Source organism: Actinobaculum suis, from assembly GCF_900102025.1.
Taxonomy (GTDB): domain Bacteria; phylum Actinomycetota; class Actinomycetes; order Actinomycetales; family Actinomycetaceae; genus Actinobaculum; species Actinobaculum suis.
Genome location: NZ_FNAU01000011.1, coordinates 65,366 through 80,951 on the forward strand (window position 1 = coordinate 65,366; position 15,586 = coordinate 80,951).

The 15,586-nt window shown below is 55.4% G+C and carries 8 protein-coding genes and 2 pseudogenes; 4 read left to right on the forward strand and 6 right to left on the reverse strand.

The window, feature by feature from the left end; translation table 11 throughout:
* Positions 1-24: 24 nt before the first annotated feature.
* A complete protein-coding gene (locus BLT47_RS06805) occupies positions 25-906 on the reverse strand; it encodes a hypothetical protein (RefSeq protein ID WP_049619460.1) in 882 nt (293 codons plus the stop codon).
* A gap of 375 nt (positions 907-1,281) precedes the next feature.
* Between BLT47_RS06805 and chcB1 the strand changes: the two genes are divergently transcribed.
* Positions 1,282-2,034: a trans-4-hydroxycyclohexanecarboxylate dehydrogenase gene (chcB1, locus tag BLT47_RS06810; protein ID WP_074663099.1), complete on the forward strand. Its 753-nt coding sequence runs from the start codon at positions 1,282-1,284 to the stop codon at positions 2,032-2,034.
* A gap of 205 nt (positions 2,035-2,239) precedes the next feature.
* Positions 2,240-3,580 (forward strand): OFA family MFS transporter, encoded by a 1,341-nt coding sequence (locus tag BLT47_RS06815; protein ID WP_074663103.1) that lies wholly within the window; start codon positions 2,240-2,242, stop codon positions 3,578-3,580.
* 129 nt (positions 3,581-3,709) lie between these two features.
* Here the strand turns inward: BLT47_RS06815 and BLT47_RS06820 are convergent, their stop codons facing one another.
* The 3 genes and pseudogenes from BLT47_RS06820 to BLT47_RS06830 form a co-directional block, all read right to left on the reverse strand.
* Positions 3,710-3,934 (reverse strand): rhodanese-like domain-containing protein, encoded by a 225-nt coding sequence (locus BLT47_RS06820; RefSeq protein ID WP_074663106.1) that lies wholly within the window; start codon positions 3,932-3,934, stop codon positions 3,710-3,712.
* A gap of 203 nt (positions 3,935-4,137) precedes the next feature.
* Positions 4,138-6,465 carry an ABC transporter permease gene (locus BLT47_RS06825; RefSeq protein ID WP_143021804.1) on the reverse strand — a complete coding sequence of 776 codons (2,328 nt, stop codon included), beginning with the start codon at positions 6,463-6,465 and terminating at the stop codon, positions 4,138-4,140.
* Between the two features lie 212 nt (positions 6,466-6,677).
* A pseudogene (locus BLT47_RS06830) lies at positions 6,678-7,169 on the reverse strand (ATP-binding cassette domain-containing protein); the annotation flags it as partial.
* A gap of 535 nt (positions 7,170-7,704) precedes the next feature.
* On the opposite strand from BLT47_RS06830, the gene BLT47_RS06835 reads away from it, so the two are divergent.
* Positions 7,705-8,079: an SdpI family protein gene (locus BLT47_RS06835; RefSeq protein WP_049619202.1), complete on the forward strand. Its 375-nt coding sequence runs from the start codon at positions 7,705-7,707 to the stop codon at positions 8,077-8,079.
* Positions 8,080-8,434: 355 nt separating this feature from the next.
* On the opposite strand, the gene BLT47_RS06840 is transcribed toward BLT47_RS06835, so the two are convergent.
* The gene (locus tag BLT47_RS06840; protein ID WP_176764499.1) at positions 8,435-14,128 is read right to left on the reverse strand and encodes a YPDG domain-containing protein; all 5,694 of its coding nucleotides are present in this window, start codon (positions 14,126-14,128) and stop codon (positions 8,435-8,437) included.
* A gap of 12 nt (positions 14,129-14,140) precedes the next feature.
* Here BLT47_RS06840 and BLT47_RS09345 point away from each other — a divergent pair, with 12 nt between their 5' ends.
* On the forward strand, positions 14,141-14,836 hold the full coding sequence (locus BLT47_RS09345) for a hypothetical protein (RefSeq protein ID WP_176764500.1): 696 nt from the start codon (positions 14,141-14,143) through the stop codon (positions 14,834-14,836).
* Between the two features lie 505 nt (positions 14,837-15,341).
* Here the strand turns inward: BLT47_RS09345 and BLT47_RS08985 are convergent.
* A pseudogene (locus BLT47_RS08985) lies at positions 15,342-15,490 on the reverse strand (IS256-like element ISAod1 family transposase); the annotation flags it as partial.
* Positions 15,491-15,586 lie beyond the last annotated feature (96 nt).

Here is a 15,586-nt window from a genome sequence, read left to right on the forward strand (position 1 = left end):
GCCCTAAGGCCTGCAGAACACCTTTTAGAACTGGACGTGCTGCTTGATGAAATCAAGCGGCATATCCTGCCCAGTCCAAATCTTGAATCCAGCCGCACCCTGCTGGTACAGCATTTCTTTACCGTTCACCGCGGCAATTCCCGCCGCCTGGCAATCCCCAACCAGCTTGGTTACCGGCGGGTTGTAAGGAATGTGGAGGACGAAGATGTCCTTCGGCAAAATCGATACGTCCGGGATATTCGTCAGGCCTTCCAGCTTGCCCATACCCACACTCGTGGCGTCAATCAAAACGCTCGATTCGGCTAGCGAAGCTGCCAACGCGTCCGCATCGGCCAGATCCGTGAGGGAAGTTTCCGCGCCCGTCTTGGCAATACGTGCCACGTTTTCTTCCGCATGCGGCCAGAAGGCATCCTTGCGGTTGAAAACATTGATCTTGGAAGCGCCGTCGAGCCCAGCCTGCACTGCGATAGCGGTACCGGCACCACCGGCACCAATAATCGTGATCGTGCGGCCCTTCGGATCGCGCCCGTTCACGCGCAGAGTTTCCATCGCGCCCACGCCGTCGGTGTTGTGGGCAATCAACTTGCCATCTTCGTTCACAACCGTATTGCACGAACCGATCAGCTGTACCGCTTCAGACTGCTCATCCACGTATTCGAGCACCTTCAGCTTATTCGGCATGGAAAGGTTAAAGCCCCGCGCGTCAAGGGCCCGCATTGCGGCCACCGCTTCGCCCAGATTATCTTCATTGACGTCGAAAGCGAGGTACACATAATCAAGCCCCAGCTTGGCCGCCGCTAGCGTGTGCATACGCGGCGAAGAAGAATGCCGGGCAGGATCCGCCAATAGGGCGAGCAAACGAGTGTGCCCCGTAACATTTGGGGTAGGTAATGTTTCTTCAGACATGTTTTCAGTACCCTTCATTCAAATCTGCGAGCTGTCGGACAGCATAGGACAATTCCCCACCCGGAGGAGCTCACATCTCACTTTTGCACCCCTTCTTCGGAGCGCAACCTCACGATAACACGACTCGGTTGAAACTTCACCTGCACCTTTCGTACAAGACATAAATAGTGTAGCATTCAATCGCAGGGCAAAAAGAGGACCTTGGTTACAGCACCGGATTTTCCCCCGTTTTGGTGAGCGCGATCGCTCTCAATCGCATTTGCCCGCCAACCGCCCTTGCCCTGCTTCCATGTCAATTTACTCAGGATTATCACTCTAGCTACTAGTTTCGGCTGCTAGTTTCAGCCACTAGCTCCAGAAGAAAGAGGTTTGTTCATGGCACAAGGACGTGTTGCGAATAAAGTAGCGGTCATTACCGGGGGTGCTTCCGGCATGGGCGCCTCCCACGCGAAAGTCTTGGCGCAGGAAGGCGCCCGCGTGGCAATTGCCGACATTTCAGAAGAGGCCGGCAAGGCGCTCGCCACTGAAATTGGCGAAGACAAAGCCATGTTTGTTCAGCTCGATGTCACCAGCTTCGATTCTTGGGAAAAAGCGCTCGCCACCGTGAAGGAAAAGTTTGGAAAGATCGACATGCTCGTGAATAACGCGGGCATTTTTTCCCGCGGTTCTGTTCTCGAGGCTGATGTTGCCGAATTCCGCCGCACGATTGATATTGATTTGGTAGGCGTGTTCTTAGGCATGAAGGCGGCAATTCCTTACCTGCAGGAAGCGGGCGGCGGCTCGATCATCAACGTCTCTTCGATTGCGGGCGTGCAGGCTATTAAGAACCGCGCGGCTTATGCGGCCGCCAAGTTTGGCGTGCGGGGTCTAACCAAGGAAGCTGCACTCTCCTTCGGCAAAGACGGCATTCGCACCAATGCAATTTTGCCGGGCTCGGTAGAAACTCCCCTCACGGCCGGCCTGAAGCGCGGAATTGGCCAGATTCCTGCGGGCCGCGTTGCCAAGCCTGAAGAAATCTCTTATTTGGTGGTTTACCTGGCCTCTGATGAATCAAAGTTCGTCAATGGCGCAGATATTCTCATCGACGGTGGTGAAGTAGCCGGTAACAATCTTCGCGAAGACGCCTAGGAGTAGAAGCACGTGCACACCGACCTCCGGGCCGGTGTGCACGCTTTCTGCACGGCGGCGAGGTATTTTGTTCACGTATTCACCTGCCGACATAAAACTTTTCGGGAACGCACTTTTCGGAAACACAAGTCTTTGAAGCTACACTTTTTTGCAGCTACACTTTTCCGAACGTTTAAGTTTCACGCAGCTAGGAGGTTGTGTAGTAGTGTCACACGCACAAAAAGTTGCCAATAGAAACATAGTTTTCATTGGTGCTTTCATAGTCGTTTGGGTGGTCTCCGCCGCAAACGTCTTCACTGTTTTTGATGTCCCCCTCCAGGAAGCAACCGGTGGCAGTGGCGCCCAAATCGCGCTGGCACTCACGATTTACCAAACGGTAATGGCGCTTTTCGGCATTCTTTCCGGGCGGATCGTTGATAAGTCCGGGCCGAAGATGCTCATGTTTGTGGGCGGGGCTATTTTTGGTCTCGGATATCTGCTCACGGGCTTCGTTACCTCGGTGCCATTGGTTTACATTACTTACGGTCTGATGGCCGGGGCCGGCAACGGCCTCATGTACAACCCGGCGATTAACACCTCTTTGCGGTGGTTCCCGGAGAAGCGCGCCACCATGAACGGCGTGCTTCTGGCAGCTGCATCTATCGGCGGCATTATACTCTCCCAAATCGCCACGCAGCTCAACCACCACTTCGGGCAAAAGGGCTTCGTCTACCTCGGTATCGGCTTCTGGGTGCTGGCGTGGCTCGCCGGTGCAATTATGAGCCCGGCTCCCGCCAATTGGCGCCCGGCGGGCTACAACCCGGATGCTGGCCCTACCGGCCGCGTGGAGAAAGATTTCACCCCCGGCCAGATGATCAAGACGCCTACCTTCTGGCTCATGATCGTTATTCTTGCATTCTGTTGCACGGCCGGAATCATGATGATCGGCAAGCTGACTTCGATCGCCGGATCCCAGCTTTACGGCGCTCCGGTTGGTGATGTGAGTGCCTTGAGCGCAATCGCGACGACGACGTCTATCTACGTCATCGTCAATACCGCCGCAAATCTGGTCGGCCGTCTTTCCACCGGTGTTTTCGCGGATAAATTCGGGGAAATCAAGGTGCTAGCAGCTATTTTGATTCTGACGATTGTGAGCCTGCTGGGGCTTTCGGTTTCGACTAGCCCCCTACTCTTTGGCATTTTCCTTTGCTTGCTCGGGGCTTCCTTCGGCGGTGTGCTCGTCGTATTCCCGCCGCTAACCTCGCGGCAGTTCGGGCTGAAGAATAACGGCGTGAACTACGGAATTATGTTCTTCGGCTACGCCATTGCCTCGCTAGTGGGCCCGCAGATCGCCTCGCTCCTGGCCGTACCTGGAGCCACCGGGCTGGAAGCGTACCGCACCGTGTACTTCACCGCCGCGGCCGTGGCCGCGGTAGGCCTGGTTCTAGTTGGCTTCTTGTTCCGCATCGATAAGAAGCACCAGGAACGTCTACACGCCCTGCAGCGCCAGCAGGCAGCAGACCAAGCCGAGCCGACACAAAACCAAGCCGAACCAGCACAAAGCTAGGCCGAACCGGCACAAAAGTAGGTCGTAGCTAGCTACGATAACAAGCCGTTACTGGCTACGATAACGGGCCGGGGGTAAAGGGGTTGTTGAACCCCTTTACCCCCGGCCCGTGGCTTGCAATTGCTCCTGTTAGCACGCGTTTACTTTTCTTGGTGGGCGCTGGCGCCGGCCGCTTATTCGGCCTGCCAGGGTCATATATCCGCCGGCCGGGTTCTTTGCAGAGCGGCCATGCTGGTGCACAATCCCGGCCGCTAAATAACCGCGCAAACCCACTTGGCAGGTAGAAATAAGCTCACCTTCCGGAAGTTCGGCGAGGCGTCCGCGCAATTCGTCAAGGGGGAATATTGAGTGCACCTGGAATCTCCTTCCCCACTATTTCTTGTGGATTGCGCACGTCTACTCGATGTGCGCCGGCGTCGAACAAGCTGTATCGGTACACGAGTGGCCGCGGGCGAACCGGAGATGCGGCGCGCCCTGTGTATTAAAGGCAGAGGCGCTTGCCCGCCAGAAGATATCGTTTGGAAGAGTTTTCATCACCTGTGCTACCCGTTTGTAATTTACCGGCCCGTCCGGGGCCGGCGCGGGCGGGCACCAATAATGAGCGCAGGTACCACAAATAGCAGTCCGGCTAGTCCGAACGTCCACACAACGCCGTAATTATGCACGGCAGCAGAGTCGAGGAATGTGAAGGGAATGCGGTCCATAGCGGCCAAGCGCCCCAAAATTACCGCGCTTCCCACGGTAACCGAGTAAGAGAAAACGAGGGGCTTTAGCAATCTCAGGCGCACGCGCCTACCACCTCCAAACAGCTCGATAAGGCAGCGCTCTATCCGCTGATCAGAAACCAAAGTAACGGCTAGGGCAAGTAATATCGCGCCAGAGACAAACACGGCAAATATCTGACGTGCTACTGCTTGTGCGCGTAGTTGCCTAATTTCAGGATCATCAGAGTCGCTAAGCGACGCGAACGGGGCTTCCAAAAGTATGGTTGCGCGCACCCCGTCCCGCACTTCATCCGGCATACTTCCAAATCCAGTAACAATCACGGTGTACGACCGTGGTTTGCTGATACCGAGCTGTTTGAGTAGCGCCGAATCACTCGGTAAAACCAACCCGCGCAGGATATTATTCTCTAAATCCCTATCTCCAATGATTCCCTCCACGTTAATAACCTCGGTAACGGCTGAATCACCCATCCCAATACCAATGAGGGTAACTGCCCCCTTCTTAGTGACGTAAGATTCAGGGGCGTGATTAATATATTTTCGATCAACTAATCCGCCGGATGCTATATAGACCAGATCCAGATTCGGTTGCGGGCAATCAGCCACAGTTTTCGCCGTAGCGAAACACGCCGCGCTTTCGCTATCGGTAATGCGAAATACTCGCTCATTTGTGGCGACATCTCCGAATACGGCCGTGTAAGGTTTTATTTCTGGAAATCTCTTCAGTAAGTTGTCAACAGCTTGTTCATTAGCATTACTGACTTCCAGGTAGCTGTCCGCACCTTCGATCTGCCGTCCTAACCAGTTAGTCAAGTCCGCCACCCCGCTTGCATAAAGTGCCCCGTAATAGTTCAAAGCAAAAACAGCTACAAGCGCACCCAAAGTAAGCTTTTGTAAACGGTTTCCTAGCCTGCCAGTCACCTTCCGTTGCCGCGTAATTAATGCTATTGCGTAAGCGAACGCGGGAACGCTCACCGCACCCACAACCATCGCGGCCCGATGGCCTTGCGGGAAAATGTATAACTGCCTGCTTATTATCAACAGCATTGTTATCGCCGTACCCGCAACACCCACACCCATCAGCAAACGAACCGAAAAGCCGTCACTATGCGCGCGCATCTGATGTTTGCGAGCTGCAACCGTTAACCCCGCCGCGAGAATTCCACCGAGCAGTATCACGGCCAGCATTGCTGTAGCCGCAATAACTACCGCACTCCACACAAGCTGTTGCCAGCGCTGCTCGAAATAGGTTCCCAGCCATGCAGATAGATTCGGTAGCGAAATCACGGCTATAAGCACTCCAACCGCGCCACCCAGCAAAGCCAGCAAAATAGTCTGTGTACAGGTGGTCAGTGCCGCTTTTCCTGGACTATCGCCTAATGCAGTCAAAACTCTATAAACGCCCTGCCGCCGCTGCCGATCAGCCGCATAAATTGCAGTTACAAAAGCGACCACCATTAGCCCGCCAAACAAAAATGCCATTTGTGGCGATACCGCCTGGTAGCTCACCGCATTAGCAGTAGATCGATTAACCACAGAAGTTACTGTGGCAACATCTCCGCCACCGTGACTCAGCGCCCCATTTATAGGAGCTAAGTCCTCGTTGGTTAACCACACTTCCGCGGATGAGAAAACAGTTTCATCGTCAGTTATAGCAATCGCGCTAATCTCGTTAATCGAAGCGGGATTTTCGGTCACTCCTACCAATGTAAATGTTTTTTGCTTTCCAGCGTTATCGGCGTCTACCATTTCGAAGCGGGCACCCAGTTCGGCCTGCAATTGCTTGGCTACTGCGCTACTAACCGAAAATTCTCCGGTATGTATGGGATAGCGTCCGGCTATCACCACACCAATATCAGCCGGCCCACTAGTCGATGTTACATCCACGCTGGCAGCTTTTTGAGTATCGGTGCTAAGAATATTTTGTCGCGAATGAGCGATTGCAACAGCCTCACGTTTTTCCTGCAAATACCGCATATAGGCGACGACGTCGTCGTTACCCGTTACCTGGCGACTATAGACCCCAAAATTACTTTTTGCCCCGCGCTCTACGGCGCGACTATACGCAGAAATAAAACCTGCCACGCTTACGCACGTAAGAACCAACACCAGCGCGAGCATCACAGTGCCCAAGGCCCCTACCGGTCTATGCAGAGCCATTTTGCGAATCAAACGTAACCGTTGTCTGCCCATGGGACTCACTCCGCGACTAGATCGTAATTGCGAATCCGCACCACACCGTCCGCGTAGCTCGCGAACTCCCCGTCATGCGTACCGGCAATCACAATCATTTCTTCGTCGTGAGCCAAGCCGGCCAGCAACTGCGCAATCTGTACCGTATTATCCCGATCCAGAGCGCCAGTAGGCTCATCTGCAAGAAGAACCCCAGCCTTGCCCATCAACGCTCTGGCTATCGCCACGCGTTGCTGCTCCCCACCAGATAGCAACTCGACCGCCCGCGTGGAGTAACCTTCTAGCCCAACCCGCGCAAGCAACCATTTTGCGCGGTCGTGGTCACTTTTAACAGCGCGACCATCAGTAATCTCTCGTGCCAGTAGCAAATTTTCTAGCGGGCTCAAAAATGGAACCAGTACATAATCTTGAAAGATTTGCCCTACTATAGAAGAACGCAATTCACGCACGGAGATAGTCGATAAATCCCTGCCCCCAATTCGTATCTGCCCACCAACTGGTTCCACTTCGCGCGTCAACAACCGAAACAATGTGGTCTTCCCGGAACCGGAAGGTCCCATAAGCGCATAAAACCGGCCAGTTCGGAAGCATGTGGACGCGTTATCAAAAATTTTGCGAGCCTCGCCTACGCCGCCATACTCAAATTGAAGATTATCTATTTCAACCCGCATTTGCACCCCTCCCGGTTAGCACTGCAACGCTGTGGCTATGCGGAGGCGTGGTGCCGACAATTACACCACGCCTTCCTTATTGCAAACAATCATCGTGGAGCGTGATCCACTCTCGCAGCACGCGGCCACGCCGCGCAGTTTCCACCCAATGCGTTTGCGCCAGGGATGGTCATCGCGAGAGATCCCACCACTAGCGCAACGCCCAATGCTACAGTGCCCCCAGCTTTTCGAATCCTTCGTGTCGTTTTCATTGTCTTCTCCTTAAAAATCGCCATTGACTTTTCACACCCCCGGCAGACACTACGACCGAACCGAGTGTCTGTTAAATGTATCACACGCATTCTTGTCAGTGGGGTGCGAAGGTCTTTTAGAGCACTTCGCGCTTGACAGATTGCACACCTGGTGCAATTACCAGGCCCCAAACGCCTTCGAAAAACACGCGTCAGCTACACTTGACCTTGCGGCATAAACACCACCCCTATGTCCACTTTCCGGGGGTCGGGCCCAAGCTGGGGATTTCGCGGAGGTTGGTATTATGTATCAAGCCATAGCAATTGGTCTTGGACTTTTAGTACTAGCGACAGCAATTGCCCTGCTGGTTCTTGGCGGTGCAATGCGAAAAGACAAGTTGCCGCCAAACTCGTGGGCTGGTATTAGAACAAAGGCTGCATTCAACTCCAAGTTCGAGTGGTATCGGATTCAACGCGCGGGTTCTTTGCCAATCACTGGCTTGGGAATTGCCTATGCAGATTCATCGATCTTGTTTGTTCTTCAAGGGATTTATTACGAGACTATTTCTGCATTCATTCCAATAACTGTGCTGACCGTACAAAGCATTATTGGAATTATTTGGACTTACCGAGCGACTCAGAATACACGCACGCAAGATGCGTTAAAACAAGAGCTCTGATGCTCTCGAGAGAGTTGAAGAAAAATAAAATCGGCTACTGTATCAACATCTCAGGCCAGAGTATTTCCCCCATCCCTCAATTCGAACCGACTCCCAACCCTACTTTCGCCCGTAATAGGAACAAAAAACCCGGGTAAAAACAACACGAAATGGCCAACCAAAAAGTCGAGTCAAAACGAGTTTTTAGCCACAAACTCGCTTCCTATCAACGAAAGATGCCCGCCCCAGCAACACGAAATGGCCAATGCGCCGGCTTAACGCCCTTAACGGTTCTGGCATGACGAAGGGCGGCTGGTGCGGGGTGTTCCCGTACCAGCCGCCCTCGTGCGCTAGTTAGCGCTTAGCAGCTTTCAGCTTACCGGTTGCGACGACGCACGAGGAGCGCGCCAACACCAGTGAGCAGACCTGCGATGCCCAGTGTGCCGAGCACCGAAGCGCCGGTGAACGACAGCTTCTTGACTCGCGACTTAGCCTTGGCAGCCGCTGGACCTTCCGGTTCAACGATCTTGACTGTGAATTCGTCAATCACGTTGCCGTCCTTATCCTTGATGGTCACCTTGATAACATCACCAGGCTTCGCATCCCGATTCGGGGTTACCGTGATCGAACCATCCGAGTTCAACGTACCCTCGCCCGGGCCCTCGGCTTCAACCGTGGTACCCGCCGGGACGTCGCCACCCTTATTCGGGATGGTCACATCCTTGCCTGGATGCGTGGTCGCGTCGTCCCAGTTCGGGTTCGGAGCGATGGTCACCGTGATCTCGTCGATCGGCTCACCGTCCTTATCCTTGATGGTCACCTTGATGACATCACCAGGCTTCGCATCCGGATTCGGCGTTACCGTGATCGAACCATCCGGGTTCAGGGTAGACGTACCAGGACCCTCGGTTTCAACCGTGGTACCCGCCGGGACGTCGCCACCCGTGTTCGGAATAGTCACGTCCTTACCAGGACGCGTGGTCGCGTCGTCCCAGTTCGGGTTCGGAGCGATGGTCACCGTGATCTCGTCGATCGGCTCACCGTCCTTATCCTTGATGGTCACCTTGATGACATCACCAGGCTTCGCATCCGGATTCGGCGTTACCGTGATCGAACCATCCGGGTTCAGGGTAGACGTACCAGGACCCTCGGTTTCAACCGTGGTACCCGCCGGGATGTCACCACCCGTGTTCGGAATGGTCACGTCCTTGCCTGGACGCGTGGTCGTGTCGTCCCAGTTCGGGTTCGGAACGATGGTCACCGTGACCTCGTCAATCACGTTGCCGTCCTTATCCTTGATGGTCACCTTGATGACATCACCAGGCTTCGCATCCGGATTTGGCGTTACCGTGATCGAACCATCCGGGTTCAGGGTAGACGTACCAGGGCCAGTAACCTCGGTAGTGGTACCTTCCGGAATCTCGCCACCCTTATTCGGGATAGTCACGCCCTTGCCTGGACGCGTGGTCGTATCGTCCCAGTTCGGGTTCGGAACCACGGCCACGTTGACGGTTTCGATGTCCTCGGAACCATCCGGGTATGTCACCTTCACCTTCACCTTACCGATTGCACCAGCAGGCGCGTCCGCAGGAGGCGTCACGACGAGCTCGTCGCCGTTCTGCACGGCGCACTTCCAACCAGTCGGGCATTCCTCGATGGCCACTACCGAGCCGGACGGCAGACCGTCACCCGCGTTCGGGATAACGACCGGCACGCCTGGGCGGGACTTGGAATCGTCCCACTTCGGAGTGGTTACCGCGGCGTATGTGTCACCCACGTTGAACTGGGCGGTGGTCTCATCGACGCCACCATTGTTCGGATAGGTCACCACGACTGGGATGTTGAGCGTCTGGTTAGCCTGCTCGACCGTCGGTGTCATCGTGATGACGCCCGTATTCGCATCTATCTTCGCGTTTGCCGGAGCATCAGAACCCAGCGCGAACTTCGTGCCCGTGGGGGCAGCGTTCGTTTCGACGTCGGCCGTCTTCGGGTTATCGAAGGTCGGAGCTGCGGAGGAAACCTCAACGCCAACCGACGCGTTCGTCGGCTTGTAGTTCGGATCGTTCAGATCGTTGAGGGAGCAGCCTTCTTCGTTAACCTTTTCGCCCGGCTTGGTGCCCGGACACTTGTCGTCACCCGGCTTCGGATCGTCCGGGTTCACCGGATCCGGGTATCCATCACCGTCGGTATCGGTACGAACATTGACCGTGGCGTTCACGTCGTCGTACGTGTCGTCACTGTAGGTGACGCGCACCGGAACGTTGATGATCTGACCGTTAGTCGCACCATTATCGATGACAACTGTGATGGAACCATCAGGGTTGATGGTCACACCTGCAGGTGCCTTCGTTCCTTCAGGAGAACCGTAGGTAACGCCGGTCGGGTTGGCCGACTTACCATCCGTGTCGGTGAACGTCGGCGAAGCAACGGTGACCGTTTCGCCAGGCTTACCCGTCACCGGAGTGTAAGCAGGATCGTACTTCGCACGCTCCGTCGGGTTACCAGGCACGATGATGGCAGCCCTCAACGAGATGTTCGCAGACGTCGATCCTTCGATCGTCCCAGCAGGATTGTGCGTGTCGTGCTTATCAACCGGCTCATAGGAGACGGTGATCTTCACGTCAGGGGTCTTACCAGTCGCGGTCGGCGTACCCTTGATCACGCATGCGCTCTGGGCGTCATCGTAAGCGATCTCAAGCCCAGCAGGCAGGTTTTCTGCCGTGCAAGCGGTAATCGTGGCCTTGCCATCGTTGGTTACCGGAATAACGATCGGGGTGATCGCTTCGTCCTTGACGCCTTCAATCACGTCGATCGGGCCGAGAACAGGTGCAACGGAGCAGCCATTCTCATTTACCTTGGCATCGGCCGGTGTGTTCAGGCACTTATCAAGATAGTTCGGAACGCCGTCGCCGTCGTCATCCCCAGCCGGGTTAATCGTGGCCGTAGTAGTCACAACAACCGGATCGGTATTCGGGTTATCCGTCTCCGGAGCCTTGTGCTCAACCGTGATCTTCACAGGCTGATCAGTAGCTTCCGCAGTCGGAGTACCGGTGATAACACAACCACCCTTGGCCTCATCGTAAACGATATCAAGGCCAGCAGGCAGACCTTCAGCCTTGCAAACCAGCTCGGTGTGCTTGCCCGGGTTATCAACCTTCACCACGATCTCGTTGATCGGTGTACCAACCGTACCCGTAATCGGACCAGGCTGTTCAACCGTCGGAGCAACAGAGCAACCATTGCTATCTACCGTCGCACCAGAAGGAGTGTTCGGGCAGAGATCGTCGCCCGGCTGCGGGTTCTTCGGATCGAGCGGATCCAGCTTGCCGTCGCCGTCGTCATCGGTGCGCACCGTGACGGTGGCGGTGACGTCATCGTGGGTTCCATCCTCGTAGGTTACGCGGACTGGAACGTCGATCTTTTCACCGTTGGTCGCCGTATCCGGAATCGGAACATCGATCGAACCATCTTCTGCGATAGCTACACCGGACGGTACAGGGTTCTCGGGTTGCTCACCGTAGGTCACCTTAGCCGGGGTGGCAGGGTTGCCTTCCTTATCGGTGAACGTCGGCTTGTCGATGGTGACGGTGTCACCCGGCTTGCCTTCCTTGCCCTCGTAGGCCGGCTGGTACTTCTCGTTATCGCCAAAGTCCAGAACAGTTACGGTAACCGTAACCTCATCCTTCGAGCCATCCGAGTACGTTACAACAACCGGAACTTCGATCGTGTCGCCAGGGGTTGCATCGGTCGGAACAGGAACCGTGATGGCGCCCGTGTTCTCATCGATGTTTACGCCAGCCGGTGGGTTGGGGCCAAGCTCAAACTTGGTTCCAGTCGGCGGACCTTCCTTCTCAACATCCGCGGTCTTCGGGTTATCGAAGGTCGGAGCCGGGATGTTCACCTCGGAACCGGGCTTGCCCGAACCGTTCTCGTAAACCGGCTGGGTGACGCTCGTGATCGCACCAACGTTGAACACCGCATTCACGTTGTCCTCCGTGGTGTCGTCGTAGGTCACGACAACAGGCAACTCAACGGACTTGCCAGCCTGATCGGTGCTCGGGCTGAAGGTTACTTCGCCAGTCTCCGGATCGATGTATGCCTTACCTGGAGTCACATCGGCCGGATTAGCTACTTCCTCCACACCGGCAGGCAACGTGCCGAAACTGAATTTGACCTGACCGATTTCTGCTGGGTTCTTCGAATAAGGATCAGGGAGGGTAACGCCTGCGCCGTCCTTGTCGGTGAAGGTCGGGCTCACCGAAGCGGATTCGTTCGGATCAACGTCGGTTGGTTCGTATGCAGGCTCGTAATCATGAGCCTTCGAGGTCACCTTGACATTGACACGCAGTTCATCAGTGGTGTTGTCCGGGTAGGTCACCTTGACCGGAACCGTGAAGTCACCGGAAGGAGCATTGTTCGGAATCGTTACCACACCGGTATTCGCATCGATGGTGGCGCCTGCGGGCACGTTAGCATCCGGAGCGGTCGGATCGATAGCGAAAGTGGTACCCGCAAGCGGACTGTTCGGAGCAGTCGGATCCAGGGATTCCTTAGCCGGAGTCTTCGCGTTGTCGAAGGTGATCGGATCCGACTTCGCTTCCACGCCGTGGTTCGTCTCTACCGGATTAACCGGATTCGGTTCGAAACGCTCGTTGAAAGGTTCGTCGACGTCGGCAATACCGTTGTTATCCGCGTCGAAACCGAAGGTTACGAACTGCGTGGGGGTGTTGCCGGTAACGTCAAGGAAGCCACCGTCGGTGAGCTGCGAATCGCGCGTCACAGCCCAGTAGTCGATGTTGTCGGTAATACCAACGCTGTAGGTACCCTTGCCGAACTTCGCCATACCGAAGTTACGAACAACCGGGAAACCGGAGGCACCGCGCCATGCCGAAACCGTTGCGGTTTCTTCGGCGCTTGCCTTAGCGGAGCGACCCTGCGCGTCAGTCAGCGTCACATCGAACTTCGAAAGATCGGAACGCTGACCACCGTAGGTAATCTGCAGTTCGTCATTCGAGAGCGTGCGGAAACCATCGGAGAGGATAACGCCCTGAGCATTCACATTGGAGTGCCGCACGGGCTCACCGTACTCATCAACGATTTTCACACCGTGAACGATTTCCTGATCATTTTGGGTGCGCGGCCTATCGACTTCGCCATCATTGTTGATATCGGGATCGCGCTCATCGTCGTCGACGCCGTCACCATCATCATCGGGGTACACGCGAACACTGAGCGAATCCGCTGCCACATCGTTACCACCAGTGACGAGAACGGCCGTGTAGACGTCCTTATCTTTTGCGTCCTCCGGAATGGTGAAGGTGCAGTTCTTCGCATCGTTGAGCTTACTAATCGGGCAATCCTCGCCAACCTTGTGGCCGTTCTTATCACGCCATTCGATATGGGTGCGCAGCGGGGAGAGTGTTCCACTGAGTTCAACTTCGGCGACGTCGCCGCGCATAGCGGGCTTATCCGTCAGGTTGAAGTTGGTGATATCGAGGCGGATGAGCTCGAACGGCACCAGCGCGATATTGACGTTGTAGCTGGAGTTCACCTCCTTGCCGTAGCGCGGAGTATCAATATCCTCAACACGCGAGGTAACCGTGGTGTTATGCGCGGGCACCGCCTGCGGTGTCCAGGTGGTGTTTGCCGAGGGGCTACGGAAAAGGTTGGCCGTGTAACTCGAGTAGTTCTGCACGACGTCGCCCTGGGGATTTTCTACCCAGATGTACATGTTGTTGACATCGTAGAAATCCTTGGGCCGCTGGCTCTCATCGATGTAGTCACCCCAACGAATCGTGTAGCGACCGTCACGGTCCGTCTTCGCCGAACGCGTCTTTACGTAGTGCGGATTTTCCTCTAGCAGCCGCTTCGTCTCCGCGAGCTGCTCGCTCTGCGGAAGCTCCTTGATGCGGGCATTTGCCGCCGCACCTTCCTCCGTCAGCGTGGACATGTAGACCGTGTAACCTTCGGCCGGGGTGTCCTGGGTGGTTGCCGGATCGAAATTCGGGCCGGTGGCAGAGTTGGCACGATCCGCGCCACCACCGGTTTCCAGCCAGACCTGACCGGACACGGTATTCGAGGTATGAAGCTGAGCGCCCGGCGCGTCGATTGGGCCCTTGTCATCGTGGATGACGTTCTGGGCCTTCATCCACTCGCCCGGATGTTCATACATGAAGACACCCGTGCGCTGCATATTGGTGCCATCGGTCGTAAAACCACCAATATTGGATCCCGTTGTGGTGTTGACGAAGGTGCCCGGGAAGAAGCCGTTAGCCTGACGAAGAATCGTCATCAGGTTGCCGGTCTTTTCATTCCGGTAGGGCTCAATCCACAGACGGTAGGCTTCGCTATTCAACGAGGAACTGGAGAACTTGTACTCGGTTCCCGCAGCGTCCTTAAAACCCTGCCGAAGATCAAAAGCGTAGGCACCCGGACCGGCTTGACTGCCGTCCACCTGGGTGATCTTGTTGGTGGTACGCGCCATGTAAATCGGCGAGGCCACGCCCTTCGAAAGGAACTGCATATACACAGGAGTTCCTTCCGGGACCGGGCTCAGACCATTCGCCATGGTGGCGGGTGTACCGGTATCTACTTCCCAGGCACGGCCCGAGAGAGTATGAGGCGCATTGGTCATATCCGTTTGGCTGTCGACATAACCATTTTTAATGGCGTCGGCCTCAATGGCGCCCGTCACGGGATCAGGCTGCGGCCCTTCGGGCTGAACAATCTCACCGGTGGGCGCTGCTTGTGCAGTATTCGCGTGGAAAAGTCCCGTTAAAATACCGCCAAATGCTAGCGCCAACGCCGTAATAACGGCTAAGACCTTACGTGATCTCCCCCCCCCTCAACTACTTGAGAAAAGGCCTTACTTTTCGGCATTCCTTGCCTCCTAAATTAACCACATCGCGAGTAAATTACCCACGCGACATTTCCAACACGGGCACACAAGGAGCGCACCCGCGGCCAGTGTACATTATACTGAGCACTAGAAACTATCGTTGCCAGATACTGCAAGAACAGCACCACGTCGCGGAAGAGCGGTCACCGTTCCGCAAGTAAAACCCGGCTTTACGTAAACTAGCAGGGAAAACGCCCAAAACACCAGCTGGAAAACGAGTGCACCGGCGTCGTCAAAATGTTGATCCAGCCAACCAGCTCGATAGATATTATTCACTTCTCAGGCTGATGAGAACCCCCGTCCACTGCCCTGATTTCTTGCCCGGATGGCCGACCACTGTCTTCTGTTTGACCGCATCGTCCCATCAGCTAGGTGTAGGTGCAGTCCAGCCAAGCACGTGAGTTTTAGTGCAAGCAATAAGAACCACAAGCTTGCCAGACAGGTAAATCCCGTCCACAAACACCACGTGATAAACCTCGTCAACCAGCGGAGAAACCGGCTATAAACGCCAAAAGGTTCGCTACGGCGCCGTAGAATGAAGTGCCCCAGGTTTTGTTCCGTTTGAGTAGATGGGAAAATTTGGAACATGCCGAGGAAATTTGACCAGGATGCGAAGGACCGCGTTGTCCG